This is a genomic window from Limnobacter sp. (assembly GCF_043511195.1).
In the GTDB taxonomy this organism is placed as follows: Bacteria; Pseudomonadota; Gammaproteobacteria; order Burkholderiales; family Burkholderiaceae_B; genus Limnobacter.
Genome location: NZ_CP121330.1, coordinates 1971915 through 1998901, shown reverse-complemented (window position 1 = coordinate 1998901; position 26987 = coordinate 1971915). Strand labels below are relative to the sequence as shown.

Below are 26987 nucleotides of genomic sequence, written 5' to 3'. Positions count from 1 at the left end.
CGGGGTTTTGCAGTGCACAACCCCGATTTGAATAAAAAAATCCGAACAAGGATTCTAGACGGCGCGACGCACCATCAGTTCCTTGATCTTGCCGATTGCTTTCGTGGGGTTCAAGCCCTTTGGACAAACGTCCACACAGTTCATGATGGTGTGGCAACGGAACAATCGGTAAGGATCTTCCAGGTTGTCCAAACGCTCGCCAGTGGTTTGATCGCGGCTGTCAGCAATGAAACGGTAAGCTTGCAACAAACCGGCCGGCCCCACGAATTTATCGGGATTCCACCAGAAAGACGGGCAGCTGGTTGAACAGCAGGCGCACAAAATACATTCGTACAGACCATCCAGCTCTTCGCGTTCTTCAGGTGATTGCAGGCGTTCCTTTTCAGGGGGAGGCGTGTCGTTCACCAAATATGGCTTGATGGAATGGTACTGCTTGAAAAACTGGGTCATGTCCACGATCAAGTCGCGCACCACGGGAAGACCTGGCAGCGGTTTCAGTACGATCGGCTGCTTTAGGTCGCGCAGGTTCGTGATACAAGCCAAGCCATTTTTGCCGTTGATGTTCATGGCGTCAGACCCACACACACCTTCACAGCATGAGCGGCGATAGGCCAGTGATTCATCAACATCGCTCTTGATGCGCATCAGTGCATCGAGCAACATTTTGTCGGTGGGCTCCAACTCAACTTCCAGCTTTTGCATTTTCGGTGCTTCGCCGGTGTCGGGGTCGTAGCGATAAATTTCGAAACGTACGATTCTTTTTTCACTCATTTTCTGTACCTCGTAACCTTGATTAGAACGTCCGCTTTTTAGGCTGGAAGGTTTCAACTGTCATTGGCTTCAAGTTCACTGGCTTGTAGTCCAGGCGGTTGCCCTCGGAATACCACAGGCTGTGACGCATCCACTTGTCATCATCGCGCTCAGGAAAATCGCTGTGTGCGTGCGCACCACGGCTTTCTTCGCGGGCTGCTGCTGAAACCATGGTGGCCTTTGCTGTTTCCTGCAGGTTGGCCAGTTCCAGCGCTTCAACCAACGCGGTGTTGAACACTTTGGATTTGTCTTTCAAGTGAATGTGATCCGCTTGTGCTGCCAGATCAACAATTTTTGTCACGCCTTCGTTCATCAGCTGGGTGGTACGGAATACGCCACAGTGGTACTGCATGCCCTTGCGGATCGAATCGGCCACTACACGCACGTTTTCACCGCTGGTCGAGGTCATCAGTTTGTCGACACGCGCCATGGTCAAATCATTGCCATCGGCTGGCAACTCTTTGTGACTGCGGGCTTTCAGATTGCTGTTCACAATGTGATTGCCTGCAGCGCGGCCAAAGACGATCAAGTCGAGCAATGAGTTGGTGCCCAAGCGGTTTGCGCCATGAACGGACACGCACGCACACTCGCCAATGGCGTACATGCCATTGATGATTTCGCTGGCGCCACCCGGTACTTTGGGCGCAACAACCTGACCATACACATTGGTTGGAATACCGCCCATTTGATAATGGATGGTTGGCACAACAGGAATTGGCTCTTTGATTGGATCGACGTTGGCGAACTTGATTGCGATCTCGCGAATCGAGGGCAAACGCTTCATGATCGTGTCAGCGCCCAAGTGATCGAGCTTCAGCAATACATAATCTTTGTTGGGGCCACAGCCGCGACCTTCCTTGATTTCCTGGTCCATGGAGCGAGACACGAAGTCGCGTGGAGCCAAATCTTTCAAGGTAGGCGCATAACGTTCCATGAAACGCTCGCCTTCGCTGTTCAACAGAATACCGCCTTCGCCGCGAACGCCTTCTGTTACCAGAACACCGGCACCGGCTACACCTGTGGGGTGGAACTGCCAGAATTCCATGTCTTCCAGGGGAATGCCAGCGCGTGCTGCCATGCCCATGCCATCGCCTGTGTTAATGAAGGCGTTGGTGGATGCATCCCAGATACGGCCTGCGCCACCGGTAGCGAACACCGTGGTTTTGGCTTCCAAAACCATCATTTCGCCGGTTTCCATTTCAAGCGCGGTTACGCCCACCACGTCGCCGTCGGCGTCGCGAATGATGTCAAGCGCCATCCACTCGACGAAAAACTGGGTGCGCGCGCGTACATTGCGCTGATACAGGGTGTGCAACAAGGCATGGCCTGTGCGGTCGGCTGCAGCACAAGCGCGCTGAACCGGCTTTTCACCAAAGTTGGCTGTGTGACCGCCAAATGGGCGCTGGTAAATAGTGCCATCCGGGTTGCGGTCAAAAGGCATGCCAAAGTGTTCGAGTTCGTAAACAACCTTGGGGGCTTCACGACACATGAATTCGATCGCGTCCTGGTCACCCAGGTAATCGGAACCCTTTACAGTGTCGAACATGTGCCAGTACCAGCTGTCATCGGACATATTGCCCAGCGATGCACCGATACCGCCCTGCGCTGCCACAGTGTGTGAGCGTGTGGGGAATACCTTGGACAGCACGGCTACATTCAGACCAGCCTCTGCCAACTGGAGCGAACAGCGCATACCCGCGCCACCCGCACCTACAATCACCGCGTCGAATTTGCGACGAGGAAGGGAAGTTTTAACTGCAGTCACTTTTAGACCCTCCAGAGAATGTCAGCAGCGTAGCCGGCTGCACCAAGCAACCACAACGCTGTAAAAACTTGCAATGAGAGACGAATACCGGTGGGCTTGACGTAGTCCATCCAGATGTCGCGAATACCAATGTAGGCGTGGTAGCACAGGGACAAGATGGCCAGCAGTGCGAGAATTTTGCCCAAGGGGAACGACAGCACGGTGAAGTTGAAGAAACCAACCCACTTCACGTAATCAAGATCGGGGGTGAACAACACAGCCAGGAACAGGCCAATGGTGTATACCGCCATGATGACCGCCGTGATGCGCTGCGCCACCCATTCTTTCAGACCGTAGTGCGCGCCGACCACAAGGCGCTTTGAACCAATATTGTTACCCATGATTAAAACACTCCGAACAGTTTCAGGCCAAACAGGGCGGTCAGGCTCAGGCTGACTGCAAATACGATACCGGCGCTTTTGCTGGCGGCGTATTTTTCAGTGCCCATGTGAACATCAAGCGCCAGGTAACGGATACCAGCAGCGAAGTGATGCAAATACGACCAGATCAAGCCCAACAACACAATTTTGACCAATGGGCTGCTGACCAGCGATTGCATTTCAAGGAAAGTGAGTTCAGAGGTGATGCTTTTGTCGAAAAGCGGCAGAAGAATGACAGGAAGTGCCAGAAACAGCACAGCGCCACTGACGCGGTGCAAAATCGACAGCTTACCCGCCAAAGGCAGCCTGTACTTCAGAATTTGTGTGACATGTATGTTCCGGTACTCCGGACGTTTCTTCGCAACAGTGTTTGACATGCTCGTGTTCTTATAAAAGTGATTGGAAAACGGGCCAAAACCCAAAGCCTTTCGGCTTGAATCCTTTAGAAAAACCAATATCGGACAACGATATATTTTGAACCAAATCAGCAAACGCTAAAAGCGGGATATTTTTGATTTTGAGCGCTAAGAGGTCCAAATGCATTCTTTTGCCCGCAAAAGACTTGTATCAATTCAATACAATTCATTCCTGTATGAAAACTTGTCGGTCAAATACCAACCTCGACGAAGCTCCACTGGTTTGTCAGCATACGTCATTGAAAGGCGCTCGACCAGCAGCAAAGGGGTGCCTACCCCGACCTGCAGAATATCGGCGTGCTCTTGCTGCGCACTCACGGCCTTGATGTGCTCGTTGGCGCGCAACATGCGCACATTGAAGCTGCTTTCAAGAAAACCATAGAGGGTGGAATTCCATTGCTGAAGGCGCTCGAGAGTGAGACCTTTGTATTGAGAAGCAGGAAGCCAGATTTCATCAAAAATACGGGGCACGCCATCGAAACGCATTACACGCTTGACCACAAACACGGAGTCGCTGGGTTTGATATCAAGCAATTTGGCAATTTGTGAACTGGCGCGTACACGCTCTACCGACAAGTAGGTGGATTTGGGCTTGACCCCGGGTTCTTCGTCGGCGGCAAGACGCAAAAAACGGTACTCGGATTTCGCTTCATTGTGCGTGGCAACAAAAGTACCCCGACCCTGCTTGCGGTCAACCAGATTCTCGGCGGCTAGCTCGTCAATGGCTTTGCGCACGGTGCCCTGGCTTACTCCGTAGCGTGTGGCAAGCTCGGTTTCGGACGGAATGAGCTCACCCGGCTTCCATTCGCCATCTTGAAGGCTTTTCAACAGCAAACCTTTAATTTGCTGATAAAGCGGGCTGAACGTAGGATTAACGGATTGCAAATTGTGTCTCGATCTTGTTTTTTCGGATTATTGTGTATCTTATATCTTATAGATGACTTTTAAAAGTTAAACCCCTCTAATCCACCAAGTTAGTCAACAAGGTGTCAGTGTTTGGCGCTAAACTATGGCCTTCGATTTTTAATCCTTTGGAGTGTTTGACATGACCAAACCCGCAATGCGAGTTGCCGTTACAGGCGCTGCCGGCCAAATTGGCTACAGCTTGTTGTTCCGTATCGCCAATGGCGACATGCTGGGCAAAGACCAGCCCGTGATTTTGCAGTTGCTGGACATTACCCCCGCCCTGCCCGCAGTGAAAGGTGTGGTCATGGAACTGGAAGACTGTGCATTCCCATTGCTGCAAGGTGTGGTGATCACTGATGACCCCGCGACAGCGTTCAAAGACGTTGACGTTGCTTTGCTGGTTGGCGCACGCCCACGCAGCAAAGGCATGGAGCGCAAAGACCTGCTGGAAGCCAACGGTGCAATTTTCACCGTTCAGGGCAAAGCACTGAACGACAACGCCAAGCCAACAGTGAAGGTACTTGTTGTAGGCAACCCTGCCAACACCAACGCCTACATTGCACAGCAATCTGCTCCCGATCTGGACCCAAATTGCTTTACTTCCATGCTGCGCCTGGACCACAACCGCGCATTGAGCCAGGTTGCCGCCAAAACCGGCAAGCCAGTTGCCTCCATTGAGAAGTTGGCTGTGTGGGGCAACCACTCGCCCACGATGTACGCCGATTACCGTTTTGCAACAATCGACGGTGCATCTGTAAAAGACATGATCAACGACCAGGAATGGAACGCCAACACTTTCTTGCCAACAGTGGGCAAGCGTGGTGCGGCCATTATTGAAGCACGTGGTTTGTCGTCAGCCGCTTCAGCTGCCAATGCTGCAATTGACCACGTACGCGACTGGGTATTGGGCACCAACGGCAAGTGGGTGACCATGGGTATCCCTTCTGATGGTTCCTATGGAATTCCTGAAGGCACACAATTCGGCTTCCCTGTGACTTGCGCCAATGGCAAGTTTGAAATTGTGAAGGGTCTGGAAATTGATGCATTCAGCCAAGAGCGCATCAACATTACCCTGAACGAACTGATGGAAGAACGCGAAGGCGTGAAGCACTTGCTGGGCAAGTAATTCACAGGCAATTCGTGATAAAAAGGCCAGCAGAGATGCTGGCTTTTTTTATTTGCAACCGAGGAATATCGCGTGAAAAAGCACAACCTGGATTTGGCGAACATTTCCACCATTTTGTACAGCGAAGACCATGCACGGGTGAACTTGCCAGTGTGCGACCACTACGCAGGCCGACCGAAATACTTTGAGAAGGCCTTGCAAATTCGTGCGGAAATTGGCGCCTGCTTCGATATCACGCTTGATCTGGAGGACGGTGCGGTTGTTGGTCAGGTTACAGAAATTGCAACTTGGGCGGCACAAAGCCTTGTTGATTTCTCCGCGAGATATGGCAGCGAAACGCGCAGGCCTGGCCTTCGACTGCACCCGGTTCAGGACCCCGCGTTCGAGCTGGAATTGCCAATTGTGTTGCGTGAAGGTGTCCCATTGCCCGCCTACTTGATGTTGCCAAAGCCTGAAAACTTCAATGACGTGAAACTGGCAATCATCCGCATTCGCGAACAATGCGCCAAAGCGGGTGTTGAACCCCCGCCCTTGCACGTCTTGATTGAAACCCATGGCGCATTGGCCGCGGTACACAATATTGCAGGACTTGAGGAGGTGGAATCGCTTTCATTTGGCATCATGGACTTTATTTCAAGTCATCGCAGTGCAATTCCCAAAACTGCACTGAATTCGCCTGGTCAGTTTGAAAACCCCTTGGTGCGCCGCGCCAAGCTTGAAATTTCTGCTGCCTGCCACCGATTCGGCAAGGTGCCTTCACACAATGTGACCCGCAATATTCGCCAACCTGAGATGGCTGCTGAAGATGCACAGCGCGCGAAACGAGATTTCGGCTTTACGCGCATGTGGAGCATTCACCCTGAACAAATTGTGCACATTGTGTCGGCCATGCTGCCCACAGATTCCGAAGTGGAAGAGGCAGTTTTGGTGTTGACTGAAGCGCAAAAAGCAGATTGGGGACCAATTCAAATCAAAGGGGAACTGCACGACAGGGCGAGTTACCGGTACTTCTTTGAGGTGTTGAATGCGAGATCAAATCGCGGAGGCTAGAAAAGCGCGCCCGTGTTCGGTTAAAAACTTGACCCCGGCTGCGTGAGGAACTCCAGTTCCTCATCGGTGGAATCCCGACCAAGAATGGAGTTTCGGTGCGGATAACGCCTAAACCGATCGATAATTGCTTTGTGTCGACGCTCGAAGTTGTAGTTGTTTTCAGGTGCCCATTCCCGATACAAATGCTCTGCCTGAACGTGAATGACTTTTGATTCACTGTGCATGTAAGGCAGCAACAAAAATGCCCTTTCGGTGGGATCAAACTCGTTTAACACGCCTTTGGCTACCGCCTCTTGGGCCAGGGCAAGCGCCATGGGGTCTTGAGCAAAAGCCATTGGGGTGTTGCGATGCACATTGCGAGAAAACTGATCCAGCACAATGATTTCTGCAAGACGACCTTTCGCGGAAATGCGCCATGTGTAGCATTCCCCTTGGGCTGCTTTAGAAAGTTGAGACCCGAACCTGATTCGAATTTGTTCGTCAAACAAGGGATTGGCAGACCACCAAGCTTTGGGCTCGATGTCTTCAAACCAGAACTTCAATACTTCGGTGAATTGCATTTCAAGCAACTGACTCAAGCCTCATAAGAAGTCAACAACACCTGTGCAGCGGCCTCTCGCAGGGGAATCAGGGCCTGATAGGCATCCGACTGAAACCAGCCATGCGCCGCGTCGAGGTCTGGAAAGCGAATAACAACAATATCGGTGTACGGATTTTGAAGGGCCAGATCAGACGCCTTGACCCCGCGAAAAACCAATTCGGCATTCCAGGCAACGAGAGTACCGGGCACCTGGTCCCGGTACTGCTGCCACTTGAGTGGATCAAGAATCTTGATTTGACCCACAACGTAAGCGCTCATTGGGCAACCACTTATTAACAGTTGCCTTTCTTGGCTTGACCAGGAGGGCAATGACCACCACCGCCATGACCGCCTGGATCAACCACCACTGAACCGGCTGGGGTGTACACTGCACAACTGCTCAAAGCGAATATCAATGCCATCATGGAAAACAGTGTTTTCATGTTTCATACTTCCTGAATAAAAGAAACCAATCGAATTTTGATATTCCGTATAACGGGTACAACCCACTTAAGTTGACTGCTTCTCGTTAGTATGCGTTAACCACAGCAGGAAGTACGAAACAGCAACACAATTCTTGCACCAAAGAATCAGGGACAACAGTTGAAAAAAACTCCGATTACCAAACAGCTTTATCAGCAAAAGCCTTTTCGACTGGTGGCATGGGCTGCGCTTGCCTTGCTTGTTTTGGCTGTTGGCGTATTTGAACTGATGGGATGGCCATTTTTAGCCAAACCTGCCGAGCAGTGGCTGAGCAAGACACTTGAAAGAAATATTCAACTGACGCAGCAAGATGAAAACAACCCTCAATTTAAACTCAGGCTGATTGGTGGTGTTCGCCTGAACCTGAACCATTTTGAAGTGGCCTCTCCTGTCTGGAGCGATTCACCTTTCATGATTCGTGCGGAAAATGTGTCCCTTGGGCTGCGCTATCGGGACCTCATCAAGTGGCTCAACGCACCGGAATCCGCACTGAGAATCAAATCGCTCACAGCCAAATCGCTGGATGGCAATTTCGAGCGTCTGAAAGACGGGCGAGCCTCATGGCAGTTCGCTAAAAACGAACCGGACTCAACACCCGCCCTCGCCCCTGAGTTTGGTTTGTTGGCTATTGAGCAAGGCCTTGTGAAGTATCGCGATGAACTTTTTGATCTTGATGTGGATGCGACCTTGAATTTGCAGGAAGGAGATGTGGGAGCCGATGCGCTGACAGTAGCAGCGCAGGGTTTGTATCAAGGCAAGAAGCTGGACATCAAACTGAAATCAACAGGTGTGTTGCCTTGGGTTGCCAAACAAGCAGAGCCTATACCCGTTGAATTGAACGTGTCTTTGGGCAGAGCCCGATTGGACTTCAAGGGAAAAGCAGCCGATGCACTGGGCATGCAGCAGCTTTCTGGCCAGTTTGCCGTGAGCGGCTCTTCATTGGCCGCCGCAGGCCAGGCACTTGGAGTGACTTTGCCAAACACGCCGGCCTTTCGCACGGAAGGCAGCCTGGTTCGTGACGCAAGCAATTGGCAAGTCAATGTCAGCAACGCAACGATTGGCAACAGTCGCTTAAACGGCAATTTTTTGTATGAAGGCGATAAAAAACAACCCCTGCTGACAGGAGAACTCAAAGGGCCTTCGCTGGTACTGGCTGACTTGGGTCCAACCGTGGGGGCGACTGCGGAAAAACAGAGCAAGACCGCCACACCCAGTGGCAAGGTGCTACCGGACAAACCCTTCGATCTTCCTTCCCTGAGAGCGATGGATGCTGATGTGCGAATTGACATCGACAATCTGGATTTGGGCAGCGAGATATTGAAGCCACTTCGGCCATTGAGGGCACATTTGGCGGTGACTGAGGGCGTTTTGACCATTTCAGACATTGAAGCAAAAACCGCAAAGGGTCAACTTACAGGTGCGTTGCAATTGGATGGGCGAGAAGATATCGCTGTTTGGGACGTGGACTTGAAATGGGCCGATGTACAGCTTGAGCAATGGCTGAATATACCCAGAGCTGGAAATGAGCCGCCTTATGTAACTGGCACCATGAACGGTGCGGCCAAATTGAAGGGACAAGGCCGCTCGACTGCAGAAATACTGGGGAGCCTGGCCGGCAATGTGCGAACGCAGGTGCGCAACGGCACCATGTCGCATTTGATTGTTGAAGCGGCTGGCCTGGATGCTGCCGAGGCGCTTGGTGTTTGGTTTCGGGGCGATGATGTGTTGCAAATGACCTGTGCGTTTGCTGACCTGGACGCGAACAATGGGGTGCTACAACCCAAGGTATTTGTGATCGATACACAAGACTCAGCGATGTGGGTGAATGGCAGCATTTCAATGAAAACAGAAGCCTTGAATTTGAGGGTTGTTGTCACCCCAAAGGACTTCAGCCCGGTTAGCTTGCGTACGCCTTTGCTGATTACCGGCACCATGGGCTCGCCCGATGTGTCTCTTGAGAAAGGACCGCTAGCGGGCAAGGTAGCGGGTGCCGTGTTGCTGTCGCTGCTAAACCCATTTGCGGCATTGATTCCTTTTGTGGATACCGGCTCCCCGGATTCTGTCGAGAATTCCAACAAAACAGGTTGCTATGATTTGGCAGCACGCAGCAAAGCTCAGCGAGAAAAAAATTGACCAAAACACTTCACCCCAACAACGCGCACAGAGACGGGTACGATTTTGACGCCCTGGTGTTGACTTACCCTGCCCTGAAAAAACATGTGAAGCCCAATAATCATGGTCGAGACTCCATTGATTTTGCATTGCCTGCCGCCGTCAAAGCGCTCAATTGTGCGCTGCTGAACCACCATTACGATATCGTTGGGTGGAACGTACCGGAGGGTTATTTGTGCCCGCCCATTCCAGGCCGGGTGGATTACATTCACTACGCGGCGGATTTGCTCTCGAGCTGTGGAATCAAGGCAACGGATTCAAGGCAGGTTAAGATGCTGGATATTGGCACAGGCGCTAACGGAATTTATTCTTTGCTGGCGGCAAAGGTATATGGCTGGCACTGCACCGGCAGCGAAATTGACATGGTGAGCTTAAAGAATCTTGCTGCGGTGCTGGACAAAAATGATGACTTGAAACGTTTGATTGATTTGCGGCTGCAACGCGACAAGCGGAAAATATTTGAGGGTGTGATCAAGCCAGGGGAACGATTCGACCTGAGTGTGTGTAACCCGCCATTTCACGGCTCGCAAAAAGAGGCCATGAAAAGCAATCAACGCAAAGTAAATAGCCTTGCCTTCAACCGTGGCGAAAAACCAGGTTCGAAAGCGCCCGCAGGTTTGAACTTTGGTGGACAAAAAAACGAATTGTGGTGCGAAGGTGGGGAAATTGGTTTTCTACAAACCATGATCAATGAGAGTGCGCAATTTGGCAAACAGTGCAGGTGGTTTACCACGCTGGTGTCAAAGGCAGAAAATGTGCCTCAAGCAAAATGGCACATGCGCAACGTGGGTGCGCGCGATATTCTTGAAGTTGAAATGGAACAAGGCAACAAGACCACGCGCATTGTGGCGTGGTCTTTTGCATAGCTATTAGCGGCGGCGGCCACCCACTAGCAGCAGGAAGGCCCCGGCGACAATTGCGCCGACGCCAGCCCACATGTGCACGTTCACTTCTTTTTCCTGATCCACTGTAATTTCGAGTGAACCGATTTTGGCTGCGGTAGATTCTTCGGTGTAGCTAAAGCCTCCGTAGGCCAAGCCCAAAGTGCCTGCAACAATCAATAGAATTCCAATCAGTTTTGTGGCTTGCATCTTGTTTTCCTGAATTGTTGTCGATGTGTGGGTATTAACGGACTTCGGACGGGAACGGCATACAAAATAATTTGTAAAGCGAATCACCCCTTTGCTGGGTGACCCTGCCCACACTACTTTTTAGCAATGATGTACACGGCGTGAACAATGCCTGGAATATAGCCCAGCAGGGTCAAGATAATGTTGATCCAGAAATGCTTGCCCAAACCTTCCTGTAAAAATACACCCACTGGCGGCAACAAGATCGCGATAAGAATTCGGATGAGATCCATTTAAACTCCTGAAAATAGAAAAGGTTGAATAATTACTGCCAGGGTTAAGCGACGCTTCAAAGAGTAACGCAAAATCAAATCGATCGTGGACATGGCATTTATTCTTTTATCTTTCCTCTCAATGCCTTCACTTGGCCGCGAATGCTTTTGCCTTCCAGCCTGCGGCGCTTCGAACCCAAGGTTGGGCGAGTTTCGCGGCGAGCCTTGACTGGTTTGGCGACCTCGGCAATCAGCTCGTTCAGCCGTGCAAGAGCGTCCACACGATTTTGCTCCTGACTGCGCGTAGTTTGAGCCTTGATGACAATGACACCGTCTTTGGTCACACGCTGGTCTTGCAAGGCAAGCAGCTTTTCCTTGATGAATTCGGGCAAAGACGATGAGCGGATATCAAAACGCAAATGAACAGCACTGGACACTTTGTTGACGTTCTGACCGCCCGCGCCCTGGGCGCGAATGGCAGTGAACTCGACATCGGATTCCGAGAGAATGGGGGGCGTGTACGACATATACTAAGCCCCCTTGCCCAGGCGCCACACGGTTGATCTGCTAATCCCCAAGCCTTCAACCACTTTACTGACTTCGCCGCCCACCAGGTTCAATGCCTGGCGAACGATAGTCGCCCGTTCCTGCTTGGGCGCCCTGCTGTAGGCCAAGGCCAGCGCATTCATATTGTCGAAAGATTCTGAAGGCATGTCGGGCAATGTCGGTATTGATATCGGGGTCGGGTTCGCGGTGATCAAGTCCGGAAACCAGGCTCGCCAGGATGAAAGATCACTTTCTTGAAGCATTAACACGGCGGCCCTGCGGCACACATTTTTTAACTGCCGAATATTGCCCGGCCAAGGCAAAGTTTGAAGTATGGGCAACGCTGCGTTTAAAAACTCATCAAATCGAGATTTGCTGACCCGCACAGGGGTGGTTCGCAGAAAGTAACCTGCCAATTCGCCAATGTCCTCGGTGCGCTCACGCAGCGGTGGGATCTGGATCAACATTTCATTCAAGCGGAAATACAAATCTTCACGAAAGCGCCCTTCTTCAACAGCTTGCTGCAAGTTTACATTGCTGGCAGCCAGCAGTCTGAAATCGACTTTTCGCGAAGAGGCTGAACCGATTCGGCGCACGGTGCCATCTTCCAGAATACGCAACAAGCGGGTTTGAAAGGCCAGCGGCATGTCGCCAATTTCATCGAGAAACACGGTACCGCCTTGCGCGCTTTCAAACATGCCGGCACGCCCACCTTTCACGGCCCCTGAAAACGCGCCCTCCTCATAACCAAACAGCTCGCTTTCCAGCAGGCTTTCAGTGAGCGATGCGCAGTTAATGGCCACAAAAGGCTTGCCTGCCCGGGGGCTGGCAGTGTGAATGGATTGGGCCACCAGTTCTTTGCCCACCCCTGTTTCACCTTGAATAAGAACAGAAAAATCAATGCTGCCACACAAGCGAATGGTGCTTCGAAGCCTTTGCACGGCTGCGCTGCTGCCAATCAAATCCTGTTCGGTGTGAAAGGTATAGGCCTGGCTATTACGCCGCACACCGCCAGTGGCTTTGGCGCTGGCCAAACGAGTGGCCTCATCAAAGGCCTTGACCACCCCTTGGCGAGAATAAATCAGAATGGCATCCATACCCATTTCCTGGGCAATTTCAGTCACCAGGCCAGACCCAACCACCACCTGAACGCCGAGTTGTGCCAGTTCGCGCACAGCGCGGCGGGCGTCTTCGGGGGTTCGATAGGTGCGTGTACTGAGGGGAACATCAAAGGCTCGGGCAAACTGCTCCAGTTCGTCGAAGGAATGTTCATAGCTGACCAAACCGACTGCCGAAGACGCTTTTCTGGCTGAGGCCAAGGCTTGCATCACATCAAAACCATCGGTACGAATAATGACCAAGGGCGCTTCGAGCTGATTCTGAAGGAAGGCTGCATTTGAACCAGCCGCAATAAACACGTCGGCCGTGTCGGTGTAATAGCGATTTCGGGCGTAGGCCAAAGCGTCTTCATAGGCTTTGGGCACCAGTTCAATATTGGCTGAACTGGTGTAATCGCGCGCAATTTCGCGCAATGTGCCTGCCAGGGCACTGATGCTGAACACCACGATTCTGGGTTTCATTTAAAACACCTTCTTTACCATTTGAAACATATTTGCGTTTCATCTTACACAAAAGTGTTTCAAATGAATAGGCAAATTTTCACAATATTGATTAGATTAATCTCTTAAACAATTGTTAAAAAAAGATATTTTTTATTTTTATTGAAACTGGCACGAACCCTGCACCACAAAAAACATACAACAAGGAGAACACCATGACTCAAAATTCAGCTGGCGCCCGTTTTCGTCAGGCCGTAAAAGAAGAACAACCGTTGCAAGTAATCGGCGCGATCAACGCCAACCACGCCTTGCTGGCCAAACGTGCTGGTTTCAAAGCCATTTACCTGAGTGGTGGTGGTGTGGCGGCTGGGTCGCTCGGCCTGCCCGACCTTGGCATTTCAGGCCTGGATGATGTGTTGACCGACGTGCGCCGCATTACTGATGTGTGCGACACCCCACTGCTGGTCGACGTCGACACTGGTTTTGGATCATCGGCCTTCAACATTGCCCGTACCACCAAGGCAATGATGAAAGCTGGCGCAGCAGCCATGCACATTGAAGACCAAGTGGGCGCCAAGCGCTGTGGCCACCGCCCAGGCAAAGCCATTGTGACCCAGGCTGAAATGGTTGATCGCATCAAAGCGGCAGTGGATGCTCGCGGTTCAGATGATTTTGTGATCATGGCCCGCACTGATGCGCTGGCCGTGGAAGGTTTGCAGTCAGCAATCGACCGGGCCTGCGCTTGCGTTGAAGCCGGTGCCGACATGATTTTCCCCGAAGCCATGACTGAACTGAGCATGTACCGACAGTTTGTCGACGCCGTGAAAGTGCCCGTGCTGGCCAATATCACTGAGTTTGGTTCTACACCCCTGTTTACCACCGAAGAATTGAAAGGTGTGGGCGTGGGCTTGGTGCTGTACCCCTTGAGCGCTTTCCGCGCGATGAACAAAGCCGCACAGAATGTGTATGAGGCTGTTCGCCGCGACGGCACGCAAAAGAATGTTTTAGACACCATGCAAACTCGCATGGAGCTGTATGACAGCATTGGCTACCACGATTTTGAGCAGAAACTGGACGCCTTATTTCAGCAGAAATAACTTTAATAAAACACAATAAACAATTGTTATAAAACATTTAATTTGACAGGAGACAGCAATGTCTGAGCAACAAACAACAACAACCCCTGGCTTCAAGCCGAAGAAATCTGTAGCCCTTTCCGGTACCGCCGCTGGCAACACTGCCCTGTGTACGGTTGGCCGCACAGGTAACGATTTGGCTTACCGCGGTTACGACATTCTGGACCTGGCCACCACCACCGAATTCGAAGAAATTGCTTACCTGCTGGTGCATGGCAAACTGCCTACAACAGCTGAACTGGCTGGCTACAAACTGAAACTGAAAGCCTTGCGTGGTATTCCTGCAGGCGTGAAACAGGCTTTGGAAGCCCTGCCCCCTTCAGCACACCCCATGGACGTGATGCGCACAGGTGTTTCCGTGCTTGGCTGTCTGCAACCCGAGAAAGACGACCACAACCACCCTGGTGCGCGTGACATTGCCGACAAGCTGATGGCTTCGCTGGGTTCAATGTTGCTGTACTGGTACCACTACAGCCACAACGGCAAGCGCATTGAAGTAGAAACCGACGATGATTCAATCGGCGGCCACTTCCTGCACCTGCTGCACGGCGAAAAACCGCGCGACAGCTGGGTTAGCGCCATGCACACCTCACTGATTCTGTACGCAGAGCACGAATTCAATGCCTCTACCTTTACCAGCCGCGTGGTGGCGGGTACAGGATCGGATATGTATTCCGCCATTTGTGGCGGCATTGGTGCCCTGCGTGGCCCCAAGCACGGTGGCGCCAACGAGGTGGCCTTCGAAATCCAGAAGCGCTACGACAATCCAGATGAAGCCGAGGCCGACATTCGCGCCCGCGTTGAACGCAAAGAAGTGGTCATCGGTTTTGGTCATCCGGTCTATACCGTGAGCGACCCCCGCAACGAGGTGATCAAAAAGGTGGCAGAAGACCTGTCAAAAGAACAAAATAACATGAAGATGTACAACATCGCCGAACGCCTGGAAAGCACAATGTGGGAAATCAAAAAAATGTTCCCGAACCTGGACTGGTTCAGCGCGGTGAGCTACCACATGATGGGCGTGCCCACTGCCATGTTCACCCCGCTGTTTGTAATTGCCCGCACTTCCGGCTGGAGCGCCCACGTAATTGAACAACGCATTGACGGCAAGATCATTCGCCCAAGCGCCAATTACACTGGCCCGGAAGACCAGAAATTTGTAGCCATCAAGGACCGCAAATAAGCATGAACACACAATTCAGAAAGAACCTGCCCGGCACCCAGCTTGATTTCTTCGACACCCAGGCGGCTGTTGATGCGATCGAGCCTGGTGCTTGGGACAAACTGCCCTACACCAGCAAGGTGTTGGCCGAGCAACTGGTGCGCCGCTGTGAACCCAGCGCACTCACCGAGAGCCTAAAACAATTCATTTACCGCAAGCGCGACCTGGACTTTCCCTGGTACCCTGCGCGCGTGGTGTGCCACGACATTCTGGGCCAAACGGCTTTGGTGGACTTGGCTGGCCTGCGCAATGCGATTGCCGACCAAGGTGGCGACCCATCCCTGGTCAACCCGGTGGTGCCCACGCAATTGATTGTGGACCATTCACTGGCTGTGGAATGTGGTGGATTTGATCCCGATGCATTTCAGAAAAACCGCGACATCGAAGAGCGCCGCAACGAAGACAGATTCCATTTTATCAACTGGACCAAAACCGCATTTAAGAACGTTGATGTGATCCCACCAGGCAACGGTATCATGCACCAGATCAATCTGGAAAAAATGTCGCCGGTGGTGCAGGTTCGCGAAGGCGTTGCTTTCCCCGACACCTGTGTGGGCACGGACAGCCACACGCCACACGTGGATGCGCTGGGCGTGATCTCGATTGGCGTGGGTGGTCTTGAAGCAGAAACCGTGATGCTGGGCCGTGCGTCGATGATGCGCCTGCCCGACATCGTGGGTGTGGAACTGACTGGCAAGCGCCAGCCCGGCATTACCGCCACCGACATCGTGCTGGAACTGACCGCATTTTTGCGCAAGGAACGCGTGGTGGGTGCTTACCTGGAGTTTTTCGGTGAAGGCGCGAATAGCCTGAGCATCGGCGACCGCGCCACGATTTCGAACATGACACCAGAATACGGTGCCACCGCGGCGATGTTCTACATCGACGAGCAAACCATTGACTACCTGAAGTTGACTGGCCGTGAAGACGAGCAAGTGAAGCTGGTGGAACAATACGCCAAGCACACCGGCCTGTGGGCCAGCAAAATGGTGGGCGCTGAATATGAACGCGTACTGAGCTTTGATTTGAGCAAGGTGGTGCGCAGCATGGCTGGCCCTTCCAACCCGCATGCGCGCGTGGCCACCAGTGATTTGGCGGCAAAAGGCATTGCAGTGAATCTGGACAAGGCCCGCGAGGAAGAGGCAAACGGCCTGATGCCCGATGGCGCTGTGATTATCGCCGCCATTACCAGTTGCACCAACACCAGCAACCCACGCAACGTGGTGGCAGCCGCGCTGTTGGCACGCAAAGCCAATGAAATGGGCCTGGTACGCAAGCCTTGGGTTAAATCTTCATTTGCACCCGGCTCGAAAGTGGCCGAGTTGTATCTGAAAGAATCAGGGCTTTTAAGCGATCTTGAAAAGTTGGGCTTTGGTATTGTGGCGTTTGCCTGCACCACCTGTAACGGCATGAGCGGTGCCCTGGATCCGGTGATCCAACAAGAAATCATTGACCGGGATCTGTATGCCACAGCTGTACTGTCAGGTAACCGTAACTTCGATGGACGTATTCACCCCGAAATTGATGCCATCGTGAAGCAATTCGTCAAGCCTTCACAGTTCCGTGAAATCTACATTCCCATGTTTGACTTGGGCGCAATTGAAGAGGCAGAAAGCCCACTGTACGACTGGCGCCCACAGAGCACCTACATTCGCCGCCCACCCTATTGGGACACCGAAGGCCAAGGCGCTTTGGCTGCACGACCACGCACGCTGAAAAACATGCGCCCGCTGGCGGTGCTGGGTGACAACATTACAACTGACCACCTAAGCCCTTCAAACGCGATCATGATGAAGAGCGCTGCGGGTGAATACCTGCACAAAATGGGTTTGCCCGAAGAAGACTTCAACAGCTATGCCACGCACCGCGGCGATCACTTGACAGCGCAGCGCGCGACGTTCGCAAACCCCAAGTTGTACAACGAAATGGTGAAAGATGAAGCGGGCAACACGGTGCAAGGCTCGCTGGCCCGCATTGAACCCGAAGGTCAGGTAACGCGCATGTGGGAAGCCATTGAAACTTACATGGAGCGCAAGCAGCCGTTGATCATTGTGGCAGGCGCTGATTACGGTCAGGGCTCTTCCCGTGACTGGGCCGCCAAAGGCGTGCGACTGGCTGGTGTAGAAGTGATTGTGGCGGAAGGTTTTGAGCGAATTCACCGCACCAACCTGATTGGAATGGGCACCCTGCCCCTGGAATTCAAGGCAGGTGACACACGCCACACCTACAACATCGACGGCACGGAAGTGTTTGAAGTGGTGGGTGAGCGCAGCCCACGTGCAACCCTGACTGTGGTGATGACCCGCAAGAATGGCGAACGTGTGGAATTCCCGGTGACCTGCCGATTGGACACCGCTGAAGAAGTTTCCATTTATGAAGCTGGTGGCGTGTTGCAACGCTTCGCGCAAGACTTTCTGGAAGGCACTGCAGCATGACGGACAATTCAATTAAGCCCACCCAGCAACTGAAAGTGGCCGCCACCTACATGCGCGGTGGCACCAGCAAGGGTGTATTTTTCAGGTTGCAAGACCTGCCCGAGGCATGCCAGCAAGCGGGGGAAGCGCGCGACAAATTGTTGTTGCGCGTTATTGGCAGCCCCGACCCTTATGGCAAGCAGATCGACGGCATGGGTGGCGCTACTTCGAGCACCAGCAAAACCGTGATTTTGAGCAAAAGCAGCAAGGTCGACCGCGATGTAGATTACCTGTTCGGCCAAGTCAGTATCGACAAAGCCTTTGTGGACTGGAGCGGCAACTGCGGCAACCTGTCCTCGGCAGTGGGTTCATTCGCGGTGGCCAGCGGTTTGGTTGACTCCGCGCGCGTGCCTTACAACGGCACTTGCGTGGTACGCATTTGGCAAGCCAATATCGGCAAAACCATCATTGCGCATGTACCGATCACCGACGGCTTGGTTCAAGAAACTGGCGACTTCGAGCTCGATGGCGTTACCTTTCCAGCAGCGGAAGTTCAACTTGAATTTCTGGATCCAGCAGATGAAGGTGAAGACGGTGCTGGCAGCAGCATGTTCCCCACCGGCAATTTGGTGGATGAACTGGATGTACCCGGCGTGGGCACATTAAAAGCCACCATGATCAATGCCGGCATTCCCACCATTTTTGTGAATGCCGACAGCATTGGCTACACCGGTTGCGAATTGCAAGACGCCATCAACAGCGACCCAAAAGCCTTGGCCATGTTCGAAACCATTCGTGCCCACGGCGCTGTAAAAATGGGATTGATCAAACACGTGGATGAAGCAGCCAAGCGACAGCACACACCCAAAGTGGCTTTTGTAGCACCGCCCAAAACTTACACCAGCTCAAGCGGCAAAGTGGTTCAAGCAGAAGGCATTGATTTGCTGGTGCGCGCCATGAGTATGGGCAAGCTTCACCATGCCATGATGGGTACGGCTGCCGTGGCCATTGGCACTGCAGCAGCCATTCCCGGCACACTGGTGAACCTTGCCGCAGGTGGCAGCCAACGTGAAGCTGTTCGCTTTGGTCACCCCAGCGGCACTTTGCGCGTGGGTGCGCAGGCCGCGATTGAAAACGGTCAGTGGGCTGTGAAAAAAGCGATTATGAGACGCAGTGCACGGGTATTGATGGAAGGTTGGGTGCGTGTACCCAGCGATACTTTTTAATTAAATGGAACCAAGCCATTTAGGTTGACCACGAAATGCACTTCAGTTTTTTTCGCTACAGCGTCGAAAACTGAAGTGCGAATTCAATATCTCTCCAACAGTAGCAATACGCAAAATGGTGAGCAAGCGCTTACCTCCGCCTACCCCTCTATCTGATTACGTAACCTCACTCTAATTATCCTCATGACTCCAAAAAATTCAATGGAGTCTTCACCATGTTTCGAGCAATCACGAGTCACAGCGGCGCTCAAATCGCGATGTCTACAGCCAGTAACGCCTTGCGAAGAAGCGGCTCAGGCTCGGCATCGACCAAGATCGTGGGCCCCTTGGCCAGCAAGCTCAAAGACATTCGCCAGAATACGCATACAAACTTGAAGATGCAGTTACAAAAAAGTTTGTCTCCCAGCAAATTCTCAGAAGCTGGCGGATTGGCTGAGCAAATTGAAACCACTGAACCCGATTTCGAGCAACTGCATTCGCAAGTCGAGGAATTCATTCAGGGCAACAAAAATGATCCTGAAGCGATTGTCAGCGCATTGAAATATTTGAATAGCCAATTGATGATTCTGAGTACCGCGGAAAGACACCTAAAGGCTGAGGATGCACCGGTGAAACAATCGCTGGTGCACGGCTTGAATTCCTTGATCAAAAACACGGCAAGCCGGGGAGAATCAATCGTACAAAGACTATCGAACACGAAAATTTCACCTGTATTTACTGCACATCCGACCAATTTCAACAAACCTCAGGCTAGCGAAATTGTTCTTTCTCAGCTAGATGACATTGCGACCCCACAGGGAAACGCGAAAGTTTGTCGTGAACTTTGGGACATTCAGGGCGTGCGCGAGTTAAAGCCCACCGTGCAGGACGAAGCAAACCAGTTCTCCTCCAATATCAGGCACCTGCACAGTTCGGGACGCACCATTCACAAACAGATCAACCAACAACTCTCTGCATTGCCCGAGAAACTGAAATTGTCGAAACCTCTTGTTGAAGCGGGAAACTGGGTTGGGGGTGATCGGGATGGAAATCCAAACATTGATGCCAAGGTACTCAAAGATGTGGTCAAAACCCTCAGCACGGCTGCATTTGAATACTTTGAACAAAAAACAGGCAAAGAGAAAAATGCCCAAACTGGCAGCCTTTGCAATTTGCTGTGCAAAGCCGGACATGCCGAGGCCCTTGTTCAAATTCGTGAAAAACTAACCCGAACTCGAGAGCATTTGGTAGGCGACGGGCCGTTGCCCATTCACGGCGACTTGTATCTGAATGCAAATGAATTGCTGAACGACTTGTCGAGTTTGAATATTGACCAGTTAAGCGTGGAAGAACAAAACACTGTTCGCGGAAAACTTGATTTACTTCAACTGGATGCCGACAGCATTGGCTTTCACGGTGCCAGCACTGACATTCGGCAAAACAGTGCGATGAATGAAAAAACGGTCGGAGAATTGTTGAGAAGATCGGGAGGACCAGCCAATTATGAATCCTTGGGGGAAAATGAAAAACAGACGCTACTGAGCAGCCTGCTCATGAACACCAACAAGGCTGCCTTAAGTGACAAGCCCATCGACGGTCAAAGTGACAATGCGGAATTCGATCGTGAAATTGCATTGATTAAAAGCTACAAAACCATTCATGACAGTTACGGACCGCAGACGTTGAAAAACTGCATCACAGCAAACACTGAAACCATGAGCGATATGCTTGAGGTGATGTTGCTTTTAAAACATGCTGGCCTGGCTGATGATCACGGCATCAAAATGAACGTGGTGCCATTGATCGAAACTGTTGACGACCTGCACAACGGCCCTGCAATTTTGAACAGCATGCTGATTCACTCTTGGTATCGACAAGCGCTTCAAGCCAGTGGAAACCAGCAACAAATCATGGTGGGCTACTCAGACAGCAATCGCTTGGATGGCCCTTTGGCCTCCAGTTGGGCAGTCTATGAAGGAACAGCCAAAATGCTTGAAGTGGCCAGGCAAACCGGCGTGAATCTGCATGTATTTCATGGCCGAGGCGGCACCGAGGCCCGGGGTTCAGGTGACTCTTATTCACAGGAAATCAAATCCACCAATGGGGCCAGCCTGTTAACCGGCATGCGGCAAACAGAACAAGGTGAAGAGGTGCCTGCGAAATTCGGCACCAAAACAATGTCGCAGGCCAACCTTGCAGACATGGTCAGCTCGACGCTTGAAACCATGGCAACGGGCACCGATCAGCAAATTGAAAAATATGCAGACACCATGGGAAAGCTTGCGGACCACGCACGCAACAGTTACGCAAGCCTGTACTCCAACCCCGAGCTTCCCCACTTTTTTCAACGCAGCACACCCATTGAATTTGTGGGCAAATCCAATGCGGGCAGCCGCCCTGCTTCACGTGCAAACACAGCAGATGGAGGGCTCAAACTTGACAAACTCAGGGCCATACCGTGGGTGGGTGCCTGGTATCAATCGGGAAGCGCAATGCCTGCATTTTTCGGGACGGGTACCGCACTGAAAAACTTCATCGACCAAGCGGACGGCAGCACCACAACAGCGCAACGCACAGAGCAACTGCAAACCATGTACAAAGAATGGCCATTCTTCAAAAGTTTTGTTGACCGCACCGCCACCGCCATGCAAAAGGCGGACATGCAAATTGCCCAACGCTATGCGGAATTGGCACCGACTCAATCACAAGCTGTTTTCGAGAGTATCAAGAATGAATATGAATTGACAAAAAACCTGATACTAACCATCAAGCAAACGCCCAACCTGATGGACCACAACCCAGTGGATGCAGAAATAATGGCTGTGAAAAAACCGCTGACTCAAGCTGCGCATGCCATGCAAATTGGTCTGCTCAAGGCCCACCAACAGGCAGGCCCCGAGATTCAGGAAAAACTGGTCGAGCCCATTGTGATGTCCATGCAGGCCATCGCCAGTGCCAACCGTTTTGGTTAAGCGGCATTGCCCGCATAAATGGGCGGGCGTTGGCCTGCCCATGGCTTGGCCTGCTCCAACTGGGCGGCCAGGTTCAGCAACACATTTTCTTCACCAAACCGTCCGGTGAACATCATGCCCACTGGAATGTTTTGCGCGTTCCAATGCAAAGGCACACTCATTGAGGGTTGGCCTGTTACGTTGGCGGGCATGGTTTGCGAGCAATATTGATACAAGCGACGACCTGCCTTCAGAACAAAATCTTTTTGCTTGGCTATAAAGCCGATTGGCAAGTAGCTGAGTGCCTTTAACTCGAGCATTTCCTGGGATGTTGGGCGTAGTCCACCCACCGAAATAGGCAACTCACCCAGTGTGCTGGTTAGCAATGCATCGTAGGGCTCAAAGAAGCTCATCCATTGCCGCGAAAACTGGGCCATGGTCCACACTGCATTGGCCACATCGCCACCATTGAAACTGCGGCCGAGCTTCATCAAAGCCCAGGTGCGTGCTTCAAAATCAGCCGCCTTGCCTTTACGCCCCAACACGCGCTCACCTTCTTTCAAGGTGGCTGCCATTTCAGAACACACCAACACGGTGTAGGCGTAAATAAATTCCTCTTTGTTAATCGGCAGGCGAACCTCTTCACAAGCATGGCCCAGGCTTTCTAGCAGCTTGACGGTTTCAAGCACACCTTGTTGGCAATCACTGTGCAAGGTTTCGCCCAGCGCGGGGTCAAGTGAATAGGCAATTTTCAGCTTTTTGGTTTTTGCTTCAATTGCGGCGGCGTATGTTTTTGCAGGCGGTGCAATGCGCAACAACTGGCCAGGGTAATTGCCTTGCAGGCAATCGAGCATGTGTGCTGAATCCCGTACCGTGCGCGACACCACATGTTCCGCGATAAATCCAAACCAGCCATCGGCTTGATCCGGGCCAGAAGGCACACGCCCACGGGTGGGTTTCAACCCAAACAAACCTGTGCATGAAGCTGGCACACGAATTGAACCACCACCGTCACTTGCACTGGCCATGGGCACGATTCCCGCCGCCACTGCGGCAGATGAACCCCCACTGGAACCGCCAGGGCTACGAAGTGGGTCCCAGGGGTTGCGGCAAGCACCCGTGAGCTCAGGCTCGGTCGAGGGTGTAATCCCAAATTCCGGTGTTGCGGTTTTGCCAAAAATGTTCAAACCTGCCTGTTTAAAGCGCTTTACATACTCCGAGTCTTCGGAAGGCACAAAGCCTTTGTAGAAGCGGCTTCCACAACTCATCTCTACGCCTGCGTAGCTGGCAATCAGGTCCTTCAGCAGGAATGGAACACCTGCAAAAGGTCCTTCCACAGCCTCTTTCGCTCGAGCGCGTGCAATGTCGTACATGGGCCGAATAACGGCATTAATACGTGGATTTACCTTCTCAGTGCGGGCAATGCTCTCTTCGAGCAACTCGGCAGCACTTACCTCGCCTTTTTTGATCAACTCAGCAAGGCCAAGTGCATCAAACTGATCGTATTCTTTGAAACCTGCCATTTTTATCGTGTCTCCGAAAACTGGGGTGTCCATGAATCCAAGCAAATATCTTACCCCACTCAGGTAATACACACCCCGACTACAAACGGGAACAATAAGGCATTGGAAATTTTAATTTTTATGGCTGCATTCAATGAAAACACTCGCACTCGCTTGCGTTGTATTTAGCGACTACCCTATAAAAACAATGGCTTACCAACGCTTTCTGAGTGGTCTGGGGGAGGAACATGTTCACTTGTTGCGCAGCCTTGATTCTGACATCAGCGAGATTTCAAACGCAAAACTGGTGATCTGCGACATGAACATCATGGAGGAAATCGAGGAACGAACACTCAGCATGCTCGAACAAAACTTTCCAAAGGCCAATATTCTGTTTCTTGAAGAAGACCACTGCGACATGCGTGTGAAATTCTCACACCAGAGAGATATTTGCAGGCTGGGCAAGCTTGCTGAAATCAATGTGATTCATTCCACTTTAAAAGAACTTCTTTTACAGGTGAGCCGAAAACCGAGAAAATCGCAACGACCCCGAAAAGAGCGAATGGAGCAAACGTAAAAAAGCCACCCGAAGGTGGCTTTTTTTATGCCCTGCAACAACTGACTTTAAGCGGCCAGCTGCGCCTTGTTGGCGATTTCCACGAACTCTGGAATTTGGTCGAAGTTCATGTAACGGTAAACTTCACCAGACACATTGCCCAGCATTTTTACCTGTTCCATGTACTCTTCCACAGTCGGGATTTTGCCCATCAGTGCGCACACAGCCGAAAGTTCAGCCGAGGCCAGATAAACCCGGGTATCAATACCCAAGCGGTTCGGGAAGTTACGTGTCGAAGTAGACACGCCCGTTGAACCCTTGCGAATTTGGGCCTGGTTACCCATGCACAGTGAACAGCCTGGCAATTCCATGCGTGCGCCTGTGCGACCCAAAATACCGTAGTAGCCTTCTTCGGTCAGAATGTGCTGATCCATCTTCGTGGGTGGTGCAATCCACAAACGTGTTGGAATGTCGCTCTTGCCTTCCAGCACCTTGCCAGCCGCACGGAAGTGACCAATGTTGGTCATGCAAGAACCGATGAACACTTCATCAACCTTGTCGCCAGCCACTTCACTCAAGAACTTCGCATCATCGGGATCATTGGGGCAGCAAAGAATTGGTTCTTTGATATCAGCCAAATCAATTTCGATCACTGCCGCGTATTCAGCATCTGGATCGGCTTTCAACAATTCAGGGTTGGCAATCCACGCTTCCATCGCCTTGATACGGCGAGTCAGGGTGCGAACATCCTGGTAGCCCTGAGCAATCATCCACTTCATCAAAGTAATGTTCGATGTCATGTATTCGATGATTGGTTCTTTGTCCAGGTGAATGGTACAACCGGCTGCTGAACGCTCGGCAGAAGCATCCGACAATTCAAACGCCTGCTCAACCTTCAACTGGGGCAGACCTTCGATTTCCAGAATGCGGCCCGAGAAAATATTCTTCTTGCCTTTCTTTTCAACGGTCAGCAAGCCAGATTTGATGGCATACAAAGGAATGGCATGAACCAAATCGCGCAGCGTAACGCCAGGCTGCATTTCGCCCTTGAAGCGCACCAACACAGACTCGGGCATATCCAAAGGCATAACACCTGTGGCTGCGGCAAACGCCACCAAGCCCGACCCAGCGGGGAAAGAAATACCGATCGGGAAACGGGTGTGTGAATCGCCACCGGTACCGACCGTGTCGGGCATCAACAAGCGGTTGAGCCAGCTGTGAATAATACCGTCACCTGGGCGCAGGGCAACGCCACCGCGGTTTTCGATGAAGTCGGGCAGCTCGTGGTGCATTTTCACATCCACGGGCTTGGGGTAAGCCGCTGTGTGGCAGAACGACTGCATGACCAAGTCAGCAGAGAAGCCCAGGCAGGCGAGGTCTTTCAACTCGTCGCGAGTCATAGGCCCCGTGGTGTCCTGCGATCCAACGGTGGTCATGCGTGGCTCGCAGTAGGTGCCGGCGCGAACACCATCAACGCCGCAGGCCTTGCCAACCATTTTCTGGGCCAGGCTATAACCTTTGCTGGAAGCAGCCTGTGAAGAGGGGCGACGGAACACGGGGCTTGGACCTTCACCCAATGCCGCGCGCGCGCGGTCTGTCAGGCCACGGCCAATAATCAGGGGAATACGGCCACCGGCGCGAACTTCGTCAAACAGCACATCAGTTTTCATGCTGAATTCAGCAATCACCGCACCGTTTTTCAGGGCCTTGCCGTCGAAGGGACGCAATTCAATTTCATCGCCCATGTCCATTTGGCTAACATCGAGCTCGATGGGCAATGCGCCAGCGTCTTCCATGGTGTTGAAGAAAATCGGAGCAATTTTGTTACCCAGGCAGTAGCCACCGAAACGCTTGTTCGGGATGAAAGGAATGTCATCGCCAGTGAACCACAACACGCTGTTGGTGGCTGACTTGCGTGAGGAACCTGTACCCACCACATCGCCCACGTAGGCGATTGGGTTGCCTTTGGCGATCAAGGCTTGCAGCTGCTTGATGGGACCCACTTTGCCGGGTTCATCCGCTTCAATACCTGGGCGCGGGTTCTTCAACATGGCCAATGCATGCAATGGAATGTCGGGGCGGCTCCAGGCGTCTGGGGCGGGTGACAAATCATCGGTGTTGGTTTCGCCTGTTACTTTGAACACGGTCAGCTTGATGCTTTGTGGCACTTCGGGGCGGCTTGTGAACCACTCGGCGTCGGCCCAGCTTTGAATCACTTTCTTGGCAGTTGCGCTGCCCTTGTCAGCCAGATCCTTCACATCGTGGAAGTAATCGAACATCAACAGGGTTTTGGACAAGGCTTGGCCAGCAATTTCACCCACTTCAGCGTCGTTCAGCGCGTCGATCAGGGGTTTGATGTTGAAACCACCCAGCATGGTGCCCAGCAGGAAAGTGGCTTTCTTGCGGTCAATCAACTTGCAGGTGTCAGAACCAGCCACAATGGCGGCCAGGAATGCGGACTTCACCTTGGCGGCATCGTCCACACCAGCGGGAACACGGTTGGTAACCAGGTCCAGCAGAAATTCTTCTTCGCCTGCGGGTGGGTTTTTCAGCAGCTGAACCAGATCAGCGGTTTGCTGGGCAGACAAAGGCAGTGGAGGAATGCCCAACGCTGCGCGTTCGGCAACGTGTTGGCGATAGGACTCAAGCATGAGATCTCCCTAGATTGGGTGGGGGTCAATAGAAACTGTGTAATTTTGAGGCAGTTCGCACGCGCACACAAGTATTGCGATGCAAAAGTGGCGGGGTTTCAATGCCTCTTAAGTCTTATATATGATATAGGACTTTCCCTTGTTTTTGAAGGGGTCTGGGCCTATTCCCGTTGCTT

At 52.2% G+C, this 26987-nt stretch carries 24 protein-coding genes; 10 read left to right on the top strand and 14 right to left on the bottom strand.

What is annotated here, in order from left to right; translation table 11 throughout:
- Positions 1-54: 54 nt before the first annotated feature.
- The 5 genes from P0D43_RS09565 to P0D43_RS09545 all read right to left on the bottom strand — a co-directional run bounded on the left by P0D43_RS09565 (position 55) and on the right by P0D43_RS09545 (position 4295).
- Positions 55-771 carry a succinate dehydrogenase iron-sulfur subunit gene (locus P0D43_RS09565; RefSeq protein WP_394672283.1) on the bottom strand — a complete coding sequence of 239 codons (717 nt, stop codon included), beginning with the start codon at positions 769-771 and terminating at the stop codon, positions 55-57.
- Between the two features lie 22 nt (positions 772-793).
- On the bottom strand, positions 794-2575 hold the full coding sequence (gene sdhA, locus P0D43_RS09560; RefSeq protein ID WP_394672282.1) for a succinate dehydrogenase flavoprotein subunit: 1782 nt from the start codon (positions 2573-2575) through the stop codon (positions 794-796).
- Between the two features lie 2 nt (positions 2576-2577).
- Positions 2578-2958, bottom strand: coding sequence for a succinate dehydrogenase, hydrophobic membrane anchor protein (sdhD, locus tag P0D43_RS09555; RefSeq protein ID WP_201301443.1), 381 nt, complete (start codon positions 2956-2958; stop codon positions 2578-2580).
- Entirely contained in the window at positions 2958-3371 is a 414-nt protein-coding gene (gene sdhC / locus P0D43_RS09550) for a succinate dehydrogenase, cytochrome b556 subunit (protein ID WP_138518073.1), read from the bottom strand. Before sdhC ends, sdhD begins: the two co-directional genes overlap by 1 nt.
- A gap of 195 nt (positions 3372-3566) precedes the next feature.
- The gene (locus tag P0D43_RS09545; RefSeq protein WP_159568660.1) at positions 3567-4295 is read right to left on the bottom strand and encodes a GntR family transcriptional regulator; all 729 of its coding nucleotides are present in this window, start codon (positions 4293-4295) and stop codon (positions 3567-3569) included.
- Between the two features lie 160 nt (positions 4296-4455).
- On the opposite strand from P0D43_RS09545, the gene P0D43_RS09540 reads away from it, so the two are divergent.
- On the top strand, positions 4456-5442 hold the full coding sequence (locus P0D43_RS09540; RefSeq protein WP_008248504.1) for a malate dehydrogenase: 987 nt from the start codon (positions 4456-4458) through the stop codon (positions 5440-5442).
- A 72-nt stretch (positions 5443-5514) separates the two neighbouring features.
- Positions 5515-6492: a CoA ester lyase gene (locus tag P0D43_RS09535; protein WP_159568661.1), complete on the top strand. Its 978-nt coding sequence runs from the start codon at positions 5515-5517 to the stop codon at positions 6490-6492.
- A 20-nt stretch (positions 6493-6512) separates the two neighbouring features.
- Here P0D43_RS09535 and P0D43_RS09530 read toward each other — a convergent pair whose 3' ends face one another.
- Genes P0D43_RS09530 through P0D43_RS09520 form a run of 3 tightly spaced genes read right to left on the bottom strand, consistent with a single transcriptional unit; the run spans position 6513 to position 7515 of the window.
- Complete coding sequence (locus P0D43_RS09530; RefSeq protein WP_394673719.1) at positions 6513-7052, bottom strand: DUF924 family protein; 540 nt, start codon at positions 7050-7052, stop codon at positions 6513-6515.
- 14 nt (positions 7053-7066) lie between these two features.
- Positions 7067-7351: a DUF1330 domain-containing protein gene (locus P0D43_RS09525; protein WP_341236672.1), complete on the bottom strand. Its 285-nt coding sequence runs from the start codon at positions 7349-7351 to the stop codon at positions 7067-7069.
- A gap of 14 nt (positions 7352-7365) precedes the next feature.
- A complete protein-coding gene (locus P0D43_RS09520) occupies positions 7366-7515 on the bottom strand; it encodes a hypothetical protein (protein ID WP_394672281.1) in 150 nt (49 codons plus the stop codon).
- 160 nt (positions 7516-7675) lie between these two features.
- On the opposite strand from P0D43_RS09520, the gene P0D43_RS09515 reads away from it, so the two are divergent.
- Together P0D43_RS09515 and rlmF are read left to right on the top strand one after the other, a co-directional pair.
- Positions 7676-9688: an AsmA family protein gene (locus tag P0D43_RS09515; protein ID WP_159568663.1), complete on the top strand. Its 2013-nt coding sequence runs from the start codon at positions 7676-7678 to the stop codon at positions 9686-9688.
- Positions 9685-10593: a 23S rRNA (adenine(1618)-N(6))-methyltransferase RlmF gene (gene rlmF / locus P0D43_RS09510; RefSeq protein ID WP_159568664.1), complete on the top strand. Its 909-nt coding sequence runs from the start codon at positions 9685-9687 to the stop codon at positions 10591-10593. Before P0D43_RS09515 ends, rlmF begins: the two co-directional genes overlap by 4 nt.
- A gap of 3 nt (positions 10594-10596) precedes the next feature.
- On the opposite strand, the gene P0D43_RS09505 is transcribed toward rlmF, so the two are convergent.
- The 4 genes from P0D43_RS09505 to prpR form a co-directional block, all read right to left on the bottom strand.
- A complete protein-coding gene (locus P0D43_RS09505; RefSeq protein ID WP_394672280.1) occupies positions 10597-10818 on the bottom strand; it encodes a hypothetical protein in 222 nt (73 codons plus the stop codon).
- A 113-nt stretch (positions 10819-10931) separates the two neighbouring features.
- Positions 10932-11090 (bottom strand): YqaE/Pmp3 family membrane protein, encoded by a 159-nt coding sequence (locus P0D43_RS09500; RefSeq protein ID WP_159568665.1) that lies wholly within the window; start codon positions 11088-11090, stop codon positions 10932-10934.
- A 98-nt stretch (positions 11091-11188) separates the two neighbouring features.
- Entirely contained in the window at positions 11189-11596 is a 408-nt protein-coding gene (arfB, locus tag P0D43_RS09495; RefSeq protein ID WP_159568666.1) for an alternative ribosome rescue aminoacyl-tRNA hydrolase ArfB, read from the bottom strand.
- Positions 11597-11599: 3 nt separating this feature from the next.
- The gene (gene prpR, locus P0D43_RS09490) at positions 11600-13195 is read right to left on the bottom strand and encodes a propionate catabolism operon regulatory protein PrpR (protein ID WP_394672279.1); all 1596 of its coding nucleotides are present in this window, start codon (positions 13193-13195) and stop codon (positions 11600-11602) included.
- Positions 13196-13389: 194 nt separating this feature from the next.
- Here prpR and prpB point away from each other — a divergent pair, with 194 nt between their 5' ends.
- The 5 genes from prpB (at position 13390) to P0D43_RS09465 (ending at position 22123) form a co-directional block, all read left to right on the top strand.
- The gene (gene prpB, locus P0D43_RS09485) at positions 13390-14271 is read left to right on the top strand and encodes a methylisocitrate lyase (protein WP_394672278.1); all 882 of its coding nucleotides are present in this window, start codon (positions 13390-13392) and stop codon (positions 14269-14271) included.
- A 58-nt stretch (positions 14272-14329) separates the two neighbouring features.
- Positions 14330-15493 (top strand): 2-methylcitrate synthase, encoded by a 1164-nt coding sequence (gene prpC / locus P0D43_RS09480; protein WP_394672277.1) that lies wholly within the window; start codon positions 14330-14332, stop codon positions 15491-15493.
- A 2-nt stretch (positions 15494-15495) separates the two neighbouring features.
- Entirely contained in the window at positions 15496-17967 is a 2472-nt protein-coding gene (gene acnA, locus P0D43_RS09475) for an aconitate hydratase AcnA (protein WP_394672276.1), read from the top strand.
- Complete coding sequence (prpF, locus tag P0D43_RS09470; protein WP_394672275.1) at positions 17964-19172, top strand: 2-methylaconitate cis-trans isomerase PrpF; 1209 nt, start codon at positions 17964-17966, stop codon at positions 19170-19172. The genes acnA and prpF overlap by 4 nt, the downstream gene beginning before the upstream one ends.
- 215 nt (positions 19173-19387) lie before the next feature.
- Entirely contained in the window at positions 19388-22123 is a 2736-nt protein-coding gene (locus tag P0D43_RS09465; RefSeq protein ID WP_394672274.1) for a phosphoenolpyruvate carboxylase, read from the top strand.
- On the opposite strand, the gene P0D43_RS09460 is transcribed toward P0D43_RS09465, so the two are convergent.
- Complete coding sequence (locus tag P0D43_RS09460) at positions 22120-23625, bottom strand: amidase (RefSeq protein WP_394672273.1); 1506 nt, start codon at positions 23623-23625, stop codon at positions 22120-22122. The genes P0D43_RS09465 and P0D43_RS09460 overlap by 4 nt on opposite strands.
- A 133-nt stretch (positions 23626-23758) precedes the next feature.
- On the opposite strand from P0D43_RS09460, the gene P0D43_RS09455 reads away from it, so the two are divergent.
- Positions 23759-24181, top strand: a complete 423-nt coding sequence (locus P0D43_RS09455) for a hypothetical protein (protein ID WP_394672272.1) — start codon at positions 23759-23761, stop codon at positions 24179-24181.
- A gap of 47 nt (positions 24182-24228) precedes the next feature.
- Here the strand turns inward: P0D43_RS09455 and acnB are convergent, their stop codons facing one another.
- Positions 24229-26811 (bottom strand): bifunctional aconitate hydratase 2/2-methylisocitrate dehydratase, encoded by a 2583-nt coding sequence (gene acnB / locus P0D43_RS09450; protein ID WP_394672271.1) that lies wholly within the window; start codon positions 26809-26811, stop codon positions 24229-24231.
- Between the last annotated feature and the right edge of the window lie 176 nt (positions 26812-26987).

Bases quoted from the DNA above. Each gene is read 5' to 3' on its own strand.
- P0D43_RS09540 (WP_008248504.1), top strand. From the start codon at position 4,456: ATGACCAAACCCGCAATGCGAGTTGCCGTTACAGGCGCTGCCGGCCAA.
- P0D43_RS09530 (WP_394673719.1), bottom strand. From the start codon at position 7,052: ATGCAATTCACCGAAGTATTGAAGTTCTGGTTTGAAGACATCGAGCCC.
- P0D43_RS09455 (WP_394672272.1), top strand. From the start codon at position 23,759: ATGAAAACACTCGCACTCGCTTGCGTTGTATTTAGCGACTACCCTATA.
- acnB (WP_394672271.1), bottom strand. From the start codon at position 26,811: ATGCTTGAGTCCTATCGCCAACACGTTGCCGAACGCGCAGCGTTGGGC.
- arfB (WP_159568666.1), bottom strand. From the start codon at position 11,596: ATGTCGTACACGCCCCCCATTCTCTCGGAATCCGATGTCGAGTTCACT.
- P0D43_RS09500 (WP_159568665.1), bottom strand. From the start codon at position 11,090: ATGGATCTCATCCGAATTCTTATCGCGATCTTGTTGCCGCCAGTGGGT.
- P0D43_RS09520 (WP_394672281.1), bottom strand. From the start codon at position 7,515: ATGAAAACACTGTTTTCCATGATGGCATTGATATTCGCTTTGAGCAGT.
- P0D43_RS09460 (WP_394672273.1), bottom strand. From the start codon at position 23,625: ATGGCAGGTTTCAAAGAATACGATCAGTTTGATGCACTTGGCCTTGCT.
- P0D43_RS09525 (WP_341236672.1), bottom strand. From the start codon at position 7,351: ATGAGCGCTTACGTTGTGGGTCAAATCAAGATTCTTGATCCACTCAAG.
- prpC (WP_394672277.1), top strand. From the start codon at position 14,330: ATGTCTGAGCAACAAACAACAACAACCCCTGGCTTCAAGCCGAAGAAA.
- sdhC (WP_138518073.1), bottom strand. From the start codon at position 3,371: ATGTCAAACACTGTTGCGAAGAAACGTCCGGAGTACCGGAACATACAT.
- P0D43_RS09465 (WP_394672274.1), top strand. From the start codon at position 19,388: ATGTTTCGAGCAATCACGAGTCACAGCGGCGCTCAAATCGCGATGTCT.
- P0D43_RS09565 (WP_394672283.1), bottom strand. From the start codon at position 771: ATGAGTGAAAAAAGAATCGTACGTTTCGAAATTTATCGCTACGACCCC.
- prpB (WP_394672278.1), top strand. From the start codon at position 13,390: ATGACTCAAAATTCAGCTGGCGCCCGTTTTCGTCAGGCCGTAAAAGAA.
- acnA (WP_394672276.1), top strand. From the start codon at position 15,496: ATGAACACACAATTCAGAAAGAACCTGCCCGGCACCCAGCTTGATTTC.
- P0D43_RS09505 (WP_394672280.1), bottom strand. From the start codon at position 10,818: ATGCAAGCCACAAAACTGATTGGAATTCTATTGATTGTTGCAGGCACT.
- prpF (WP_394672275.1), top strand. From the start codon at position 17,964: ATGACGGACAATTCAATTAAGCCCACCCAGCAACTGAAAGTGGCCGCC.
- prpR (WP_394672279.1), bottom strand. From the start codon at position 13,195: ATGAAACCCAGAATCGTGGTGTTCAGCATCAGTGCCCTGGCAGGCACA.